The sequence below is a fragment of the Mesorhizobium loti genome (genome assembly GCF_013170705.1).
GTDB lineage: Bacteria > Pseudomonadota > Alphaproteobacteria > Rhizobiales > Rhizobiaceae > Mesorhizobium > Mesorhizobium loti_D.
In genome coordinates this window covers 6857016-6870350 of sequence record NZ_CP033334.1, presented here as the reverse complement: position 1 = coordinate 6870350, position 13335 = coordinate 6857016, and the positions used below count along the sequence as shown (strand labels likewise).

The window sequence follows — 13335 nt, the reverse complement described above, 5'->3', positions numbered from 1 at the left end:
GATCGAGTTCCTTGTTTTGTACCTGTTTTTCCGCCGGGGATGCGCCTCCTGCATCCTTCTTCCAGCGACTGCGCTTTGCTACAACGTCCGCTGCCGCCGCTGGCAGTGAACATCGCCCATTGTCTCAGGGAACCGGTGCCGGCCCATGGAAGCCAGTCCGCGTTGGGTATGTCAGGGCAATACAACACCGTCCGGCGAAAACGCCGGCGCGCCGTCGACCTGCCATGTCTAGTTACGCCAGTCCCCTACCGTATCGAAAAAGAGCAAACCAAACCCATCCGCGGACTTGATCCGCGTCGCAAATCCCGCCAATTTAAGCTGGCCGCGTCAGGCTGGGTTAAGGGCCCAGAGGCCCGTCCCTTTCGATGGATCGACATTACCGAAATCGCTGTGGATAGGGCAAGGCCACGTCTAACGGATTTTTAAGGAATCTGGTTACCTCGGGCGCGTCGTAGCGCCATGCCACGGCGGTGTATTTTGACAAAGCCATTGTGATTCAAACCCTTTTCCGGCGAATATGAAAAAGACTGGCCGGCGCGAAATATTCTGAAATAATTTGCTTGACAGCCAGTTGTCCTCCCGCCTCCCCGGGGCGCTGTGGACAAGCTGTGGATGACCACAGATAACTATTTGAAAAATAGCGCTTATTTCTGAGAATTAAGAAATTCTAAGCGGATGCTTTTCAAGCGTGCCAACCATCAGCGGACATGCATGTGCCGGCAAAGCATTTCGAAGCTTGGAATCCGCTTTGACCGCCGTTTCCGAGTATTCTTTTTAAGTGCTTGCCGGCAAACGAAAAAACCCGGCGTGATCGGCCGGGTTTTAAAGAAGATCAGTCTGAAAAGGCGATGTCAGGCAGACAACACCTTGAGGCGCTGGGCCAGGCGCGACACCTTGCGGGACGCGGTGTTCTTGTGGATGACGCCCTTGGTCGCGGCGCGCATCAATTCCGGCTCGGCGGCCTTGAAGGCGGCCTGTGCGGCGGCCTTGTCGCCGGAAGCGAGTGCTTCCTCGACCTGGCGGACATAGGTGCGCACGCGCGAGCGGCGGTTCTTGTTGATCGCTGCGCGGCGGACGATCTTGCGCGTTGCCTTTTTGGCCGAGGATGTGTTGGCCATGATGCCTCTCTTCTGATCTGGTCGGCGCACGCGGCATGCCGCAGGGCGCAAAAAACAAACGGGCAGCCACGGGGCCGCCTCGGTTGGTGCGGCTTATAGTTCAGCTTTTCCGGCGCGTCAACGCTGCCCGGCGTTCTTTTTGGTCGCCGCCCCAGGGTTTCGATCGTCGGCCGGCAACGCTTTACCGATTGGTGAAATTCGGCTTCCGCTTTTCGGCGAAAGCCGCCATGCCTTCCTTCTGGTCTTCGAGCGCGAAAAGCGAATGGAACAGGCGGCGTTCGAACCGCAAGCCCTCCGCCAGCGTCGTCTCATAGGAGCGGTTGACGGCTTCCTTGGCCATCATCACCGACGGCAGCGAGAAATCGGCGATCTTGGCCGCCGCCCTGATCGCCTCCTCGATGAGTTCGCCGGCGGGCACGACCCGCGACACCAGGCCTGAGCGCTCGGCTTCCGCTGCATCCATCATCCGTCCGGTCAGGCACATGTCCATCGCCTTCGACTTTCCGACGAACCGGGTCAGGCGTTGCGACCCCCCCATGCCGGGAATGACACCGAGCGTGATTTCGGGCTGGCCGAATTTGGCCGTGTCGGCGGCAATGATGAAATCGCACATCATCGCCAGTTCGCACCCGCCGCCAAGGGCATAGCCGGCCACCGCCGCAATGATCGGCTTGCGCGCCCGCGTGAACTCTTCCCATCCGACGAAGAAGTCCTGGCTGTAGGCGTCCACATAGGAGATCGCCTGCATCTCCTTGATGTCGGCACCGGCGGCAAAGGCCTTGTCGGAGCCGGTAACAACCATGGCGCCAATGCCGGGGTCGGCGCCGAAACCGTTCACCGCCGAGACGAGTTCGGCAAGGATCTGGGAATTAAGCGCATTGAGCGCCTTTGGCCGGTTCAGCGTGATCAGTCCGACCTTGCCGCGCGTCTCGGTGATGATCGTTTCATAGGCCATGGCTGCTTCTCCTCGCGATCCGGTCTATCTCTTTGTTTTGACGCATTCCCAAGCGCCATGCGCCTTCCCGGGAAAACCGTTCACTAACTCAGCTCTGACACGTCCGGCAATAGAAGGTCGAGCGTCCGCTCTGCACGATACGCTCGATGTGGCCGCCGCAGCCGGGTTTCGGGCACGGCTGCCCCTCGCGGTCGTAGACGGCGAAGGAGTGCTGGAAGTAGCCCAGCGATCCGTCGGTGTGCACATAGTCGCGCAGCGACGACCCTCCGGCGGCGATGGCATCGGATATGACCGAGCGGATCGCCTCGGCCAGGCGTTCGCTTTGTTCCCTGGCCTTCTTGCCCGGCCTGGCGATGGTTCCCGCCTCGCGCAAGGGCGACAGGCCGGCACGCCAAAGCGCTTCCGAGACATAGATATTGCCAAGTCCCGCGATCAGCCTCTGGTCGAGAAGAGCTGCCTTGAGAGGCGATCTGCGGCCTTTCAGCAGCGAGGCGAGCAGCACGCCGTCCAGCGTATTGCCCGTGGGCTCGACGCCCAGCCCGGCCAGCATCGGATGCGTCTCCGGCGATCCTTCCGCGAACAGCATGAAACCGAAACGGCGCGGGTCGTTGAAGATTACGCGCGACAGGGCACCGGCGGCGGAGATCACATGGAACACGACATGGTCGTGCACCGTGCTTTTCGAGCGTTCGTGATGGAACACGCCTGGTGTGTCGCTGTCATCGTCGGTCTCGATGCGAAAGGAGCCCGACATGCCGAGATGGCAGATCAGCAGCGGGCCATCCTGCACATGCATGGTCAGATATTTGGCACGGCGGCCAAGCGCCGTGATCGTCCTGCCGGTCAGCCGTTCCGAAAACCGTTCGGGAAAGGGAAACCGGAGATCCGGCCGCCGCGCCTCGACCCTGGCCAGACGGGCACCTTCCAGGACAGGCTGCAGGCCGCGCCGGACCGTTTCGACTTCGGGCAATTCAGGCATGGCCGCCAATCATCGCATGGAAGGAAGTTCCGTGGCGTCCGGGTGCCAGCCCGAGGTGTTCGGCGACGGTCTCGCCGATATCGGCGAATGTTGTTCTCAGTCCGATGTCACCACCTATCAAACCGGGGCCCGTGCCGATCACCGGTATGCGTTCACGCGTATGATCGGTCCCTCGCCAGGTCGGATCATTGCCGTGATCGGCCGTCAGGATGAGAAGGTCGCCCTGTCGCAGCCTTGCGAGTGCTTCCGGCAGCCGCCGGTCGAAGGCCTCGAGTGCGGCCGCATAGCCGGCGACATCGCGGCGATGACCGAATTCAGTGTCGAAATCGACGAAATTGGCGAAAACCAGATCGCCGTCGGCGGCATCGTCCATCGCGCCGAGCGCCTTGTCGAACATGGCCATGTTGCCGGCGGCCTTGCGCACTTCCGAAATTCCGCGATGGGCGAAGATGTCGCCGATCTTGCCGACGGCGATCACGCGGCTTCCCCGCTCGGTCAGCCGGTCGAGCAAGGTCGGCTCCGGCGGCGGCACGGCATAGTCGTGGCGGTTGTACGTTCGTTCGAAGGTCGCGGCGGTTTCACCGACGAACGGCCGTGCGATCACGCGCCCGATTCTGAGCGGATCAACCAGACGGCGCACGACCTGACAGAACTCATAAAGCCGTTCCAACCCGAAATGGACTTCATGCGCGGCGATCTGCAGGACCGAGTCGACGGAAGTGTAGCAGATCGGCTTGCCGGTGCGGATGTGCTCCTCGCCGAACCGTTCGATGATTTCGGTGCCCGGCGCATGGCAGTTGCCGAGAATGCCTGAAACCTCGCCCTCGCGGATCATCGCCGCGGTCAGATCAGCCGGAAAGGCGGGAACCGTATCCGGGAAATAACCCCAGTCGAAACGCACCGGCAGGCCTGCGATCTCCCAGTGGCCGGAGGGGGTGTCCTTGCCGCTCGAAACTTCCTGCGCCGCGCCATGGAAAGCATTGGCGAGCAGATCCGTACCGAAATGGGCAAAAGCCAATCCTGTCGCCGTCTCGGCTGCCTTGCCGAGCCCGAGTGATGCCATATGAGGGACAAACAGCGGCCCTTGCCGAAGCCGCTCGCGATCCGCGCGCCCTTCGGCGCAAGCTTCGGCGATGTGCGCGAGCGTGTTGGCGCCGGCGTCGCCATAGCGTTCGGCGTCGGCCGCGCCGCCGATGCCGAAAGAATCCAGGACGAAGAGGAAAGCACGCGCCATCGGGTCATTATCGCCAGTTTGGACGCCCAGACATAGGATCCCACGGCGGCATTGGCAATTCGGAAACCAAACGGCAACGGCTTGGCGCGATAGTCCAGTGCATGTCGCCCAAAAGTGCGCAGCGGTTTTGGGGCAATGACATGCGCAAACCAAGGGCCCATGTCGCCCAAAAGTGCGCAGCGGTTTGGGGCAACGACATGCGCAAAACAAGGGCGCATGTCGCCCAAAAGTGCGTAGCGGTTTTGGGGCAACGACATGCGCAAAAAACCAAGGGCCCATGTCGCCCAAAAGTGCGTAGTGGTTTGGGGCAACGACAAGCTCAATCCAGGATGTAAAGTGTCGCGGGCAGCGGGCATGGATATGGACCGAAGAAAACGCAGGACGGCCTTGTCATGAATGCCGCGCGGAAGGCATGCGCCGCCCTTGTGGCCGTGCACGGCGCGCTTTGGTGTGGTCCGGCGCGGGCCGACTGGCGTGATGATATCGGCACGTTTCGCATCGGTATCGTCGCCGAGCCTGGCGCCGGCAACACCGTTCCGGGGCTGGCGCTGTTGACGCAATCCTTTACCAATGCGCTTGGCATGAAGGTGGAGTTCGTCGTCGCGCGCGACTATGCGGCACTGATCGATGCTCAGGCCAATGCCCGGATCGAATATGCCATCTATTCGGCGACGGCCTACGCGACGGCGCTGCAGCGTTGTGGATGCATCGAGCCGCTTGTGGCTCCGGTCGATTCCGACGGGGCGGCCGGCATCCGCTCCGTGCTGCTGACCAGGGACGGCAAGCTGCCCGACCTGGCGGCGATGGAGGCGCACCGGATCGCCATGCCGCCGCCGGACAGCGTCGGAGGTTCGCTTTTGCCGCTGGCGGGCCTGGCCGCCGAACACGTCAAGATCGCTGAAGATTCACCGTTTCTGGTCCATGCCGATTCTTCGTCCGCGGCGGAAAAAATGCTCTTCGATGGCCAGGCTGACGCTATGTTCGGCTGGGTGACGGCGACGGCCGACGGCCAGCCCTTGTTGTCTGACGGCACGCAGGCAAGGTTGGAGGAGGCCGGCCTTGCGCCGTCGGCATTTCAGGTTGTGTGGATGTCGGGTTTGCTGAGATACGGTCCCCATGCCGTGCGCAGCGATCTCGACCCGGAAGCCAAGCGCCGGCTGACCGTCTTCCTCACCAACCTCAAATCGACGACGCCGGATGTCTACGATCTTCTGGAATCAAAACACTCCGGCGGCTTTTTGACCGTTGCCCCAAAGGACTATGCGATGGCGGAGGCGGTCGTGCGCATGGTGACGTCTGATGGTGGTCAGCAGTAGAAGTCTTCAGCAATCGCTGCAGGGGATCGTCAGGCTCCTGCGCGGGCGCAGATAGTAGGTCTCGCCCATCGGGATTGTCGTGGACAGGGATTGGGTCAGTCCAAGCTTCTGTTGGGTGTCCGGCTGCCAGTTGATAATTGGCGAATAGGCGAGGTTGCTCTCGACCCGGATGAGGAAGGTGCCGGCGACCCTGAGCGTTGCCGGAACAGTGGTGGTCGCGGGCAGGGCAGTGGCGATGCTGTAGACGCCATCGACCACCTTGCGCGACCACACCACGTTCACGTTGGGTGGCGTATCGGCGGTGACCTGTATCGCGGTGATGGTGATGTTCGGTGTCGAGCGGTTGTAGGGCTGGATGGTCGAGGTGCCGATTTTCATGATGGCGTCGAGATCCGCCTTGACGATGGTCGGCTGCTGCGTGACGAGGTCGGCAACCATGCTGCCGATGCGGCTGACCTTCTTGCTGGTCTCAATGGCCTGCGAAGCCTCCATGGTCATGAAATACATGACCAGCAGGATCGGCACGATCAGGGCGAACTCGACCGCCGCCACCCCACGGCGATTGGAGCGGAACCCAACCACCTTGCCCCAGATCCCCGCAATTCCCGGATGTGCCCCCGCACGCATCATGTCATTGCCTTTTTTCTTGTTGTCGTCTTCGAACTCAATTGTCGAACGGCTCGTTCTGCCAGGTCACGGACGCGAAGTGCAGCGTCCTGCCTCCGCTCAGATTGGCCATCGACTTGGCCATCAGATCGGTCATGACAGGCCATTTGTAGAAGACCCGCAGCATGTTCTTCGATTCCGCCAGGCCAGGCGTGTTCGCGAAAGTCTGTGAATTCGTGCCTTGCATCAGCACGACGTCGCCGTTCTGGATCTTGAAGCTCGCCGTCGCCGCGTCGGCGAAAGTCGGATACTCGCGAAGATCCACAAGCAACTGTTGCGGGCAATCCGTGGAGACGATGATCTGAAGTCTGCCGCAGATCAGGGTCGTCAGCTTGTCCCCGGCCACATCGGCCGGCTTCAACTGGCCCGTGCGCAACTGGCGCGCGACATCGTCGGTGATGTTGGCCATCACCTCCTGGCCGGCAAACGAGATGCAGCTTTCAAGGATGGCGAACACAAGGAGGGCGAACGGCAATGCGAGCAGCGCGAACTCCAGCGCCGTGCTGCCACGCCGGTCGCGAACGAAGCGCCTGAAAGACCTGGCGCGCTCCACCTTGTGCCGAACTGTCGAGCCGAATCCGTTGCGCATGCCTTGTCCTGCCATCCCTGGACGGTCCTGGCAGGTGTCCTAACGCAAACCAATTGAAGTCCGGTTTGGATGATCGTTAAAGTCGGTGAGGGCGTCTTAACTGGCCGGTAACCTGGACGGCCGCCGGGGCCATGCAGCCTATCTGCTGACGTTCATTTCGGCTTCGGAGGATTTCTCGGCCTCGCTCTTGTAGGAGCTCTCGCAATAGGGCGTGCAAGACATGGTTTGGACCTCGGCGCGCCGGTAGATGCGAACCGACGAGGCTGCCTGCCGCACGACGGTAACCTGTGCGTCGACGATCGGGCTGCCGTCCTGGTCGAGAACGACGAGATTGGTGACACCAAAACCCTTGCCGGTGAGCACGATCGTCGAGGCGTCCTGGACGGAGGCATCGGCGATTGCCGGGTTGCCGACGACGATCGTGTCGGCGGGGCGCGACAGTTTCACGATCTTGGCCTGATTCATGGTGACTTCTATATCGGCGCCGGCTCTGGCTGGCGTGATCAGGCTCGTGGCGGCAAGAAGCACGGCAATCAGGATTGAGGATCTCTGCACGGCCATCGAGGCGCTCCAAGCAAGCAAACTGTTCAACGGAACATGAACGAGATTGGTGAACCAACAGTTAAGTCGGCTTGCTGGCGCCGGATATGGCGATCGGTACAGCTGTTCGCATGGTCGATCCGCTCTGGGTCACAAGATTCCTTAAGTCCTTGCCCTTTGCGGCGTTGGCCTGGGGAACGGTACTTTAGCCGGCGCTTAGCATGGAGTTAACCAAGCACTCCGTTCGAGCCGGGAAAGGAATCGGTAAGGCTGTTTATTAAGCCGATCGAAAGAGCTTCTCCCTAGATTGGCAGCATCCGATCAACCATCACAGAAGTTGACGGAAGTGCTGTAACACGTGGAGTAGGAGCTCTCGAATGTCTAACCTTTTTGCACGTTTCGTGAAGGACGAATCCGGCGCGACCGCTATCGAATATGGTCTGATCGCCGCTCTCATCGCGCTCGCCATCATCACCGGCGCCGGCGCACTCGGCAATGCGATCAACGCCAAGTTCACTTCCATCGGAAGCACCCTGAACAGCAGCGGCAGCTGATCTGCTTATTGTTGAACGCTCCGATAGCGTTCCAGACAGGGGCCGCCACATGGCGGCCCCTGTTTTATTCTGTTTGTCCATGTCACTGCCAATACCAGCCATCTTTTCGTTTCGGGCCTCATCAATCGTTAATCGAACGAGCCTAGGTTGAGCCCCTTGGAATTCTGACAATAGGCATGAGCGCCGATGCTTGAAGCCCTGATCTTCGTCGTCTTTCCGTTCTGCATGCTTTTTGCCGCGATCTCCGACATGCTGTCGATGACGATTGCCAATCGCGTGTCGGTGTTGCTTGTCGCCGTCTTTGCGCTGGTTGCGCCGCTGACGGGTATGGAATGGGCAGCCTACGGTTGGCATTTCGCCGCCGGCGCCCTGGTCCTTGCCGTTACGTTCGGCCTGTTCGCGATGGGTGGCATGGGTGGAGGCGATGCCAAGCTGCTCGCCGCCACGGCCGTGTGGATGGGGTTGAACGTTCATCTTGTCGAATACCTGGTTGTCTCGACATTTATCGGCGGCCTGCTGACGCTTGCCATTCTCGTCTATCGGAAATCGCCGCTGGCGGTTATTACCGGCCGCAATCCATTCCTGCGTCATTTCGCGGATGACACGACCGGGGTTCCCTATGGGATCGCGCTCGGCCTGGGCGGACTGCTGACCTATCCGGATTCGCCCTTGATGGTGTGGGCGCTGGCAAGGCTGGCGAGCTGAACGCGATCTGAATTCCGTCACCTTGATCGGGTTGCCCGACCGGCTTTGGAAAGCGCCGGCGGCCGGGACCCTCTTTTGCATCCGTGGCCGGGCGATCCAGCTAATTTATGTAAACCTTAAATTAATCACGATCGTAAGCATTGCATTAACCTTGTTTTGACGATTGCCGCTGCAAAGTCCGGCTTGGCTAGGTGGTTTGCCAAGGGCGAGGGTTCGGACAGATGCCAGCATCCCGACTGATTATTCTGAGCGTGGCGGTGGCCGCGGCAGGTGGCGCTGGCTATGTCGCAAAAAACATGGTCGCCGCGCCGCCGCCCCAGATCGTCGTTAATTCGGGTCCCCAGGCTCCTGCCGTGCCCCTGCAGGACGTGCTTGTGCTCTCGGGCGACGTCGCTATGGGCAACGCGCTCCAGAACAACATCTCCTGGCAAACCTGGCCGGCCGACGGCGTCAACGCGAATTTCATCACCAAGGCAACCGCTCCCGACGCCCTCGACAAATTGAAGGGGTCGATTGCCCGTGTGCCGATGTACGCGGGTGAGCCCGTGCGGCGTTCCAAGCTGATCGGCGAGGGGCAGAGCTTCATGTCGTCCATCCTGCCTTCGGGGATGCGGGCGGTCGCCACCGCCATATCGGCCGACACTTCGGCAGGCGGCTTCATCCTGCCAAACGATTTTGTCGACGTCATCATGACGCGAAGGGCGGATGCCAACAGCGGCAGCACCGGCTTCAACACTGAAACCATCCTCAAGAACATCCGCGTCCTGGCGATCGACCAGACCATCCAGGAGGACGAGGAGGGCAAGAAGACCAGGGTCGGCCAGACCGCCACGCTGGAGCTCACGCCCAAACAGGCGGAGATCATCACCGTTGCCCAGCAGATGGCCGATCGCCTGACCCTGGCGCTGCGGGCGATCACGGACACCCAGGAAAAGAATGTGGACGAGGCCGACTATCTCGTTTCCGGCAATGGCCGCAAGGGAACGGTGAGATTGATCAAGTCGGGTGAAGTATCCGAAGTAGGGGCAAGGAAATGAGGCTAAGCGGTAAACTGCCGGCAATCGCAGCCGCGGCATTCGGCCTGCTGCTCGTCGGAACGAATGTGCAGGGCGTCGTCGAGGCCAAGAGTACGCAGGTGACGGCTACGACAGCCACGCAGCGCGTCAAGCTGGGCCTCAACAAATCGGTGGTCATAGATCTGCCGAGCGATGCCTACGACATTCTTGTCGCCAACCCGAGCGTTGCCGATGCGGTGACCCGCACCGCAAGGCGTATCTACCTGTTCGGCAAGTCGGTCGGCGAGACCAATATCTTCGTCTTCGGTCCGAACGGCGAACAGATCGCCAGTCTGGATCTGGCCGTCGAACGCGACGTTGCCGGTCTGGAAGGCTACATCAAGCGCTTCCTTCCGACCTCGGCCGTCAAGGTGGAACTGCTGAACGACAACGTCGTCCTGACCGGAACCGTCGATACGCCGCTGGATGCGAAGCGGGCGGTCGACCTGGCGACGATCTTCGTCTCGGGCGGTGAAGCGACGACGGGTCAGTATTCGCAGACCGCGGCCGGCGGCTCGGCCCAGAGCGGTGTCGACATCAACAACCCCGACCAGGAACGACGCGTCTCGAAGATCGTCAATCTCCTGCAGATCATCGGTGACGACCAGGTCACGCTGAAAGTGACCGTCGCGGAAGTAAGCCGGTCCGTGATGAAACAGCTCGGCGTCAACATGGTCGGCAGTGGCGGCAGCAACGGCATTAGCTGGGCCGCACTTAGTTCGCCCAACTACGGGTTGGGCAAGCCGCTTTCGTCGACTTCGGGCCTTGGGTTCGCTACTTCGGGTCTGCAGTCCTACATCAATGCCATGGAACAAAGCGGCGTCATGAAGACGCTTGCCGAACCGACCCTGACCGCTGTTTCGGGCGAGAAGGCTACGTTCAAGGTTGGTGGCGAGTACAATGTGGTCTCGGGGCGTACGAGCAACGTATCGTCCGACAACCAGACCGGCCAGACGACATATACTTTCGACAAAGTCGAATACGGCATCGGCCTTGAGTTCCAGCCCGTGGTGCTCTCGGCGGGCCGGATCAGTCTCAAGGTCAGGACTTCCGTATCGGAGCCGACGACGGAAGGTGCCGGCTCCTTGGAAGCGGGAGGCTTGAAGCAACTGGACTTGCAGGGAATGGCGGTTTTGTCGATCCGCAAGCGGCTTGCCGACACGACCGTCGAATTGCCGTCGGGTGGTTCGATGATGATTGCCGGCCTGGTGCGCGATGACGTCCGTCAAGCCGTTGCGGGACTGCCCGGCCTCACCAAGATACCGGTGCTCGGTGCGCTCTTCCGCAGCAGGGACTTCGTGCGCAACGAAAGCGAACTCGTCATCATCATCACGCCCTATCTGGCGAAGCCGGTGGCACGCAACGATCTCGCCAAGCCGGACGACAATTTCAATCCTCCAAGCGACGGCGCCGGCATGTTCCTTGGCAAGGTCAATCGCGTCTACGGCACCATGCAGACCGACAAGCCCAACGGCCGGTATCACGGCGTTGTCGGCTTTATCTACAAGTGAATGGGGAAGCGGACATGTCTCAGTCAGCGTTGAACACAAGGGGCATCGTCACGACGATGCGCACCGGCCGTTCGCGGACCAGCCTGCGGGCGCTCTCGATCCTGGCGGTGGCGGCAACGGCTTTGCTGGCCGGCTGCGCCCAGCGCGACAGCATCACCGTGGGCGCCATTCCGGACGACTATCGCACCAACCATCCGATCGTGATCGCGGAGAAGAACCAGAAGATCGACCTTCCCGTCGGCGCCGGTGACCGTGGCATGACCGGTTCGCAGCGCGACACGCTGCTCGGTTTCCTCGACGGCTATGACAAGAGTGCCGCTCCGACATTGACGATCCAGGTTCCCAGCGGATCGGCCAATCAGGTTGCCGCCTCGGCGGCCGGCCGCGATTTCGCCCGGCTGGCGGTCGCCAGCGGCGTCAAGCGCAACCGGATCATCGTGGTTTCCTATCAGGCCGGATCGAGCGAGGTATCGGCCCCGGTTCGCGTCTCCTATATCGCGGTGAGGGCCCAGACCGACAAATGCGGACGCTGGCCCGACGATCTGACGGAGACGTCGGAGAACAAGCACTATGCCGACTTCGGCTGTTCCTATCAGAACAATCTCGCCGCCCAGATGGCCAACCCGGCCGATCTGCTCGGGCCGCGCAAGCAGACCACCATCGACGCGGAAAACCGCGGCGCGGTGATCGATGTCTATCGCAACAGGGGCATTTCGGATGAATTCCTCGGCAATTCGGAAGTGACCTACTAAGCCGCCCTTGGGAAAGAGAAGACACGGAAAGAACAGGCCACGGAAAGAGCATGACCATGAGCAACCTTGCCTATGACGCCACCGTGGACGGCGGTGACACCTCACCGCAGGACATCGCCGCGATGCAGGCGTTGCGGCCGGTCCCGCGCATCTCGATCCAGGCATTCTGCGAGACCGAGGGCGTTGCCAATCCGGTCGAGCGCGCCGGCGAGGACCGCCGCATGACCAAGGCGCATCTCAAGGTCCATATGGGCGGCGTTCCCACGGCCATCGAGTTCTATCAGTCGGCACCGACGCCGAACCTGATCCTGCTGGAATCACGCAGTGAACCCAAGCAATTGCTGGAGCAGCTCGCCCAGCTCTCCGAACACTGCGATCCATCCTCGAAAGTGGTGGTTATCGGCCATTACAACGACGTCGGTCTCTATCGCGAGCTGATTCGCTCCGGCATCTCCGAATATGTCATCGCGCCGGTGTCGATGGCCGACATCGTCAGCGTCGTGTCGTCGATTTTCGTCGACCCTGAGGCCGAACCGCTCGGCCGTTCGGTGGCCTTTGTCGGTGCCAAGGGCGGCGTCGGCTCCTCCACCATCTCCCACAATGTAGCCTGGGCAATGTCCTCCCTGTTCAAGTCCGAGGTCGTCGTTGCCGACCTCGACCTCGCCTTCGGCACGGCCAACATCAATTTCGACCAGGACCCGGCACAGGGCATCGCCGAAGCGGTGTTTTCGCCCGAACGCATCGACGAAGTCTATCTCGACCGGCTGCTGACCCAGTGCGCGGAGCACCTGTCGCTGCTCGCGGCGCCCTCGACGCTGGAACGTGTCTACGACTTCGATCCCGATGCCTTCGCGCAGCTTGTCGATACCGCGCAGCGCAGCGTACCCCTTCTGGTACTGGACGTTCCCCATGTCTGGACGGGATGGGCCAAGAACACGCTGGTCAAGGCCGACGAGATCGTCATCACGGCGACGCCGGAACTGGCCAATCTGCGCAACACCAAGAACCTGATCGACATGCTCAAGCGGCTTCGCCCCAACGACCCGCCGCCGAAGCTCATCATCAACCAGGCCGGCGTCCCCAAGCGGCCGGAAATTTCGCCGTCCGATTTCGCCGAGCCGCTCGGCCTGACGCCGATGGCGGTCATCGGCTTCGATCCGTTGCTGTTCGGCAATGCCGCCAACAACGGGCGTATGCTCGGCGAAATGGATGCCAAGAACCAGATTGTCGCGACCATCAATGAGATTGCCCATGTGCTCACCGGGCGAAGCGAAATCCGGACGAAAAAGAAGGCCGGCTTGGGCAGCCTGCTCGGCAAGCTCTCGCGCAACAAGAAATGATGCTTTGGAACCGGTAGTCGA

The 13335-nt window shown here is 61.2% G+C and carries 14 protein-coding genes; 7 read left to right on the top strand and 7 right to left on the bottom strand.

All coding sequences use genetic code 11. The features are described 5' to 3' along the window. Positions 1 to 851 precede the first annotated feature (851 nt). From rpsT to EB815_RS33385, 4 genes are all read right to left on the bottom strand, one after another. Positions 852 to 1118, bottom strand: a complete 267-nt coding sequence (rpsT, locus tag EB815_RS33400; RefSeq protein ID WP_056569958.1) for a 30S ribosomal protein S20 — start codon at positions 1116 to 1118, stop codon at positions 852 to 854. 181 nt (positions 1119 to 1299) lie between these two features. Then, entirely contained in the window at positions 1300 to 2073 is a 774-nt protein-coding gene (locus tag EB815_RS33395; protein WP_056569959.1) for an enoyl-CoA hydratase, read from the bottom strand. Between the two features lie 88 nt (positions 2074 to 2161). Next, entirely contained in the window at positions 2162 to 3052 is an 891-nt protein-coding gene (gene mutM / locus EB815_RS33390; protein WP_056570454.1) for a bifunctional DNA-formamidopyrimidine glycosylase/DNA-(apurinic or apyrimidinic site) lyase, read from the bottom strand. Next, entirely contained in the window at positions 3045 to 4286 is a 1242-nt protein-coding gene (locus EB815_RS33385) for a phosphopentomutase (RefSeq protein WP_056569960.1), read from the bottom strand. The genes mutM and EB815_RS33385 overlap by 8 nt, the downstream gene beginning before the upstream one ends. A gap of 392 nt (positions 4287 to 4678) precedes the next feature. Here EB815_RS33385 and EB815_RS33380 point away from each other — a divergent pair, with 392 nt between their 5' ends. Then, positions 4679 to 5602 (top strand): phosphate/phosphite/phosphonate ABC transporter substrate-binding protein, encoded by a 924-nt coding sequence (locus tag EB815_RS33380; protein ID WP_065005398.1) that lies wholly within the window; start codon positions 4679 to 4681, stop codon positions 5600 to 5602. Positions 5603 to 5608: 6 nt separating this feature from the next. On the opposite strand, the gene EB815_RS33375 is transcribed toward EB815_RS33380, so the two are convergent. From EB815_RS33375 to EB815_RS33365, 3 genes are all read right to left on the bottom strand, one after another. Continuing rightward, entirely contained in the window at positions 5609 to 6232 is a 624-nt protein-coding gene (locus EB815_RS33375; RefSeq protein ID WP_056569962.1) for a TadE/TadG family type IV pilus assembly protein, read from the bottom strand. Positions 6233 to 6266: 34 nt separating this feature from the next. After that, entirely contained in the window at positions 6267 to 6857 is a 591-nt protein-coding gene (locus EB815_RS33370; protein WP_056569963.1) for a TadE/TadG family type IV pilus assembly protein, read from the bottom strand. 138 nt (positions 6858 to 6995) lie between these two features. Next, positions 6996 to 7418, bottom strand: a complete 423-nt coding sequence (locus EB815_RS33365; protein ID WP_056569964.1) for a pilus assembly protein N-terminal domain-containing protein — start codon at positions 7416 to 7418, stop codon at positions 6996 to 6998. 356 nt (positions 7419 to 7774) lie between these two features. On the opposite strand from EB815_RS33365, the gene EB815_RS33360 reads away from it, so the two are divergent. The 6 genes from EB815_RS33360 (at position 7775) to EB815_RS33335 (ending at position 13314) form a co-directional block, all read left to right on the top strand. Further along, positions 7775 to 7951, top strand: coding sequence for a Flp family type IVb pilin (locus tag EB815_RS33360; RefSeq protein WP_056569967.1), 177 nt, complete (start codon positions 7775 to 7777; stop codon positions 7949 to 7951). A gap of 186 nt (positions 7952 to 8137) precedes the next feature. Continuing rightward, on the top strand, positions 8138 to 8656 hold the full coding sequence (locus tag EB815_RS33355; RefSeq protein ID WP_056569971.1) for an A24 family peptidase: 519 nt from the start codon (positions 8138 to 8140) through the stop codon (positions 8654 to 8656). Positions 8657 to 8877: 221 nt separating this feature from the next. Continuing rightward, a complete protein-coding gene (gene cpaB, locus EB815_RS33350) occupies positions 8878 to 9693 on the top strand; it encodes a Flp pilus assembly protein CpaB (protein ID WP_065005397.1) in 816 nt (271 codons plus the stop codon). Next, the gene (locus EB815_RS33345) at positions 9690 to 11222 is read left to right on the top strand and encodes a type II and III secretion system protein family protein (RefSeq protein ID WP_056569975.1); all 1533 of its coding nucleotides are present in this window, start codon (positions 9690 to 9692) and stop codon (positions 11220 to 11222) included. The genes cpaB and EB815_RS33345 overlap by 4 nt, the downstream gene beginning before the upstream one ends. A 14-nt stretch (positions 11223 to 11236) precedes the next feature. Further along, on the top strand, positions 11237 to 11974 hold the full coding sequence (locus EB815_RS33340; protein WP_065005396.1) for a CpaD family pilus assembly protein: 738 nt from the start codon (positions 11237 to 11239) through the stop codon (positions 11972 to 11974). A 50-nt stretch (positions 11975 to 12024) separates the two neighbouring features. Then, a complete protein-coding gene (locus EB815_RS33335; RefSeq protein ID WP_056569985.1) occupies positions 12025 to 13314 on the top strand; it encodes an AAA family ATPase in 1290 nt (429 codons plus the stop codon). The last annotated feature ends 21 nt before the right edge of the window (positions 13315 to 13335 follow it).

Coding starts and splice junctions, on each gene's coding strand:
- rpsT (WP_056569958.1), bottom strand. CDS start 1,118: ATGGCCAACACATCCTCGGCCAAAAAGGCAACGCGCAAGATCGTCCGC.
- EB815_RS33395 (WP_056569959.1), bottom strand. CDS start 2,073: ATGGCCTATGAAACGATCATCACCGAGACGCGCGGCAAGGTCGGACTG.
- mutM (WP_056570454.1), bottom strand. CDS start 3,052: ATGCCTGAATTGCCCGAAGTCGAAACGGTCCGGCGCGGCCTGCAGCCT.
- EB815_RS33385 (WP_056569960.1), bottom strand. CDS start 4,286: ATGGCGCGTGCTTTCCTCTTCGTCCTGGATTCTTTCGGCATCGGCGGC.
- EB815_RS33380 (WP_065005398.1), top strand. CDS start 4,679: ATGAATGCCGCGCGGAAGGCATGCGCCGCCCTTGTGGCCGTGCACGGC.
- EB815_RS33375 (WP_056569962.1), bottom strand. CDS start 6,232: ATGATGCGTGCGGGGGCACATCCGGGAATTGCGGGGATCTGGGGCAAG.
- EB815_RS33370 (WP_056569963.1), bottom strand. CDS start 6,857: ATGCGCAACGGATTCGGCTCGACAGTTCGGCACAAGGTGGAGCGCGCC.
- EB815_RS33365 (WP_056569964.1), bottom strand. CDS start 7,418: ATGGCCGTGCAGAGATCCTCAATCCTGATTGCCGTGCTTCTTGCCGCC.
- EB815_RS33360 (WP_056569967.1), top strand. CDS start 7,775: ATGTCTAACCTTTTTGCACGTTTCGTGAAGGACGAATCCGGCGCGACC.
- EB815_RS33355 (WP_056569971.1), top strand. CDS start 8,138: ATGCTTGAAGCCCTGATCTTCGTCGTCTTTCCGTTCTGCATGCTTTTT.
- cpaB (WP_065005397.1), top strand. CDS start 8,878: ATGCCAGCATCCCGACTGATTATTCTGAGCGTGGCGGTGGCCGCGGCA.
- EB815_RS33345 (WP_056569975.1), top strand. CDS start 9,690: ATGAGGCTAAGCGGTAAACTGCCGGCAATCGCAGCCGCGGCATTCGGC.
- EB815_RS33340 (WP_065005396.1), top strand. CDS start 11,237: ATGTCTCAGTCAGCGTTGAACACAAGGGGCATCGTCACGACGATGCGC.
- EB815_RS33335 (WP_056569985.1), top strand. CDS start 12,025: ATGACCATGAGCAACCTTGCCTATGACGCCACCGTGGACGGCGGTGAC.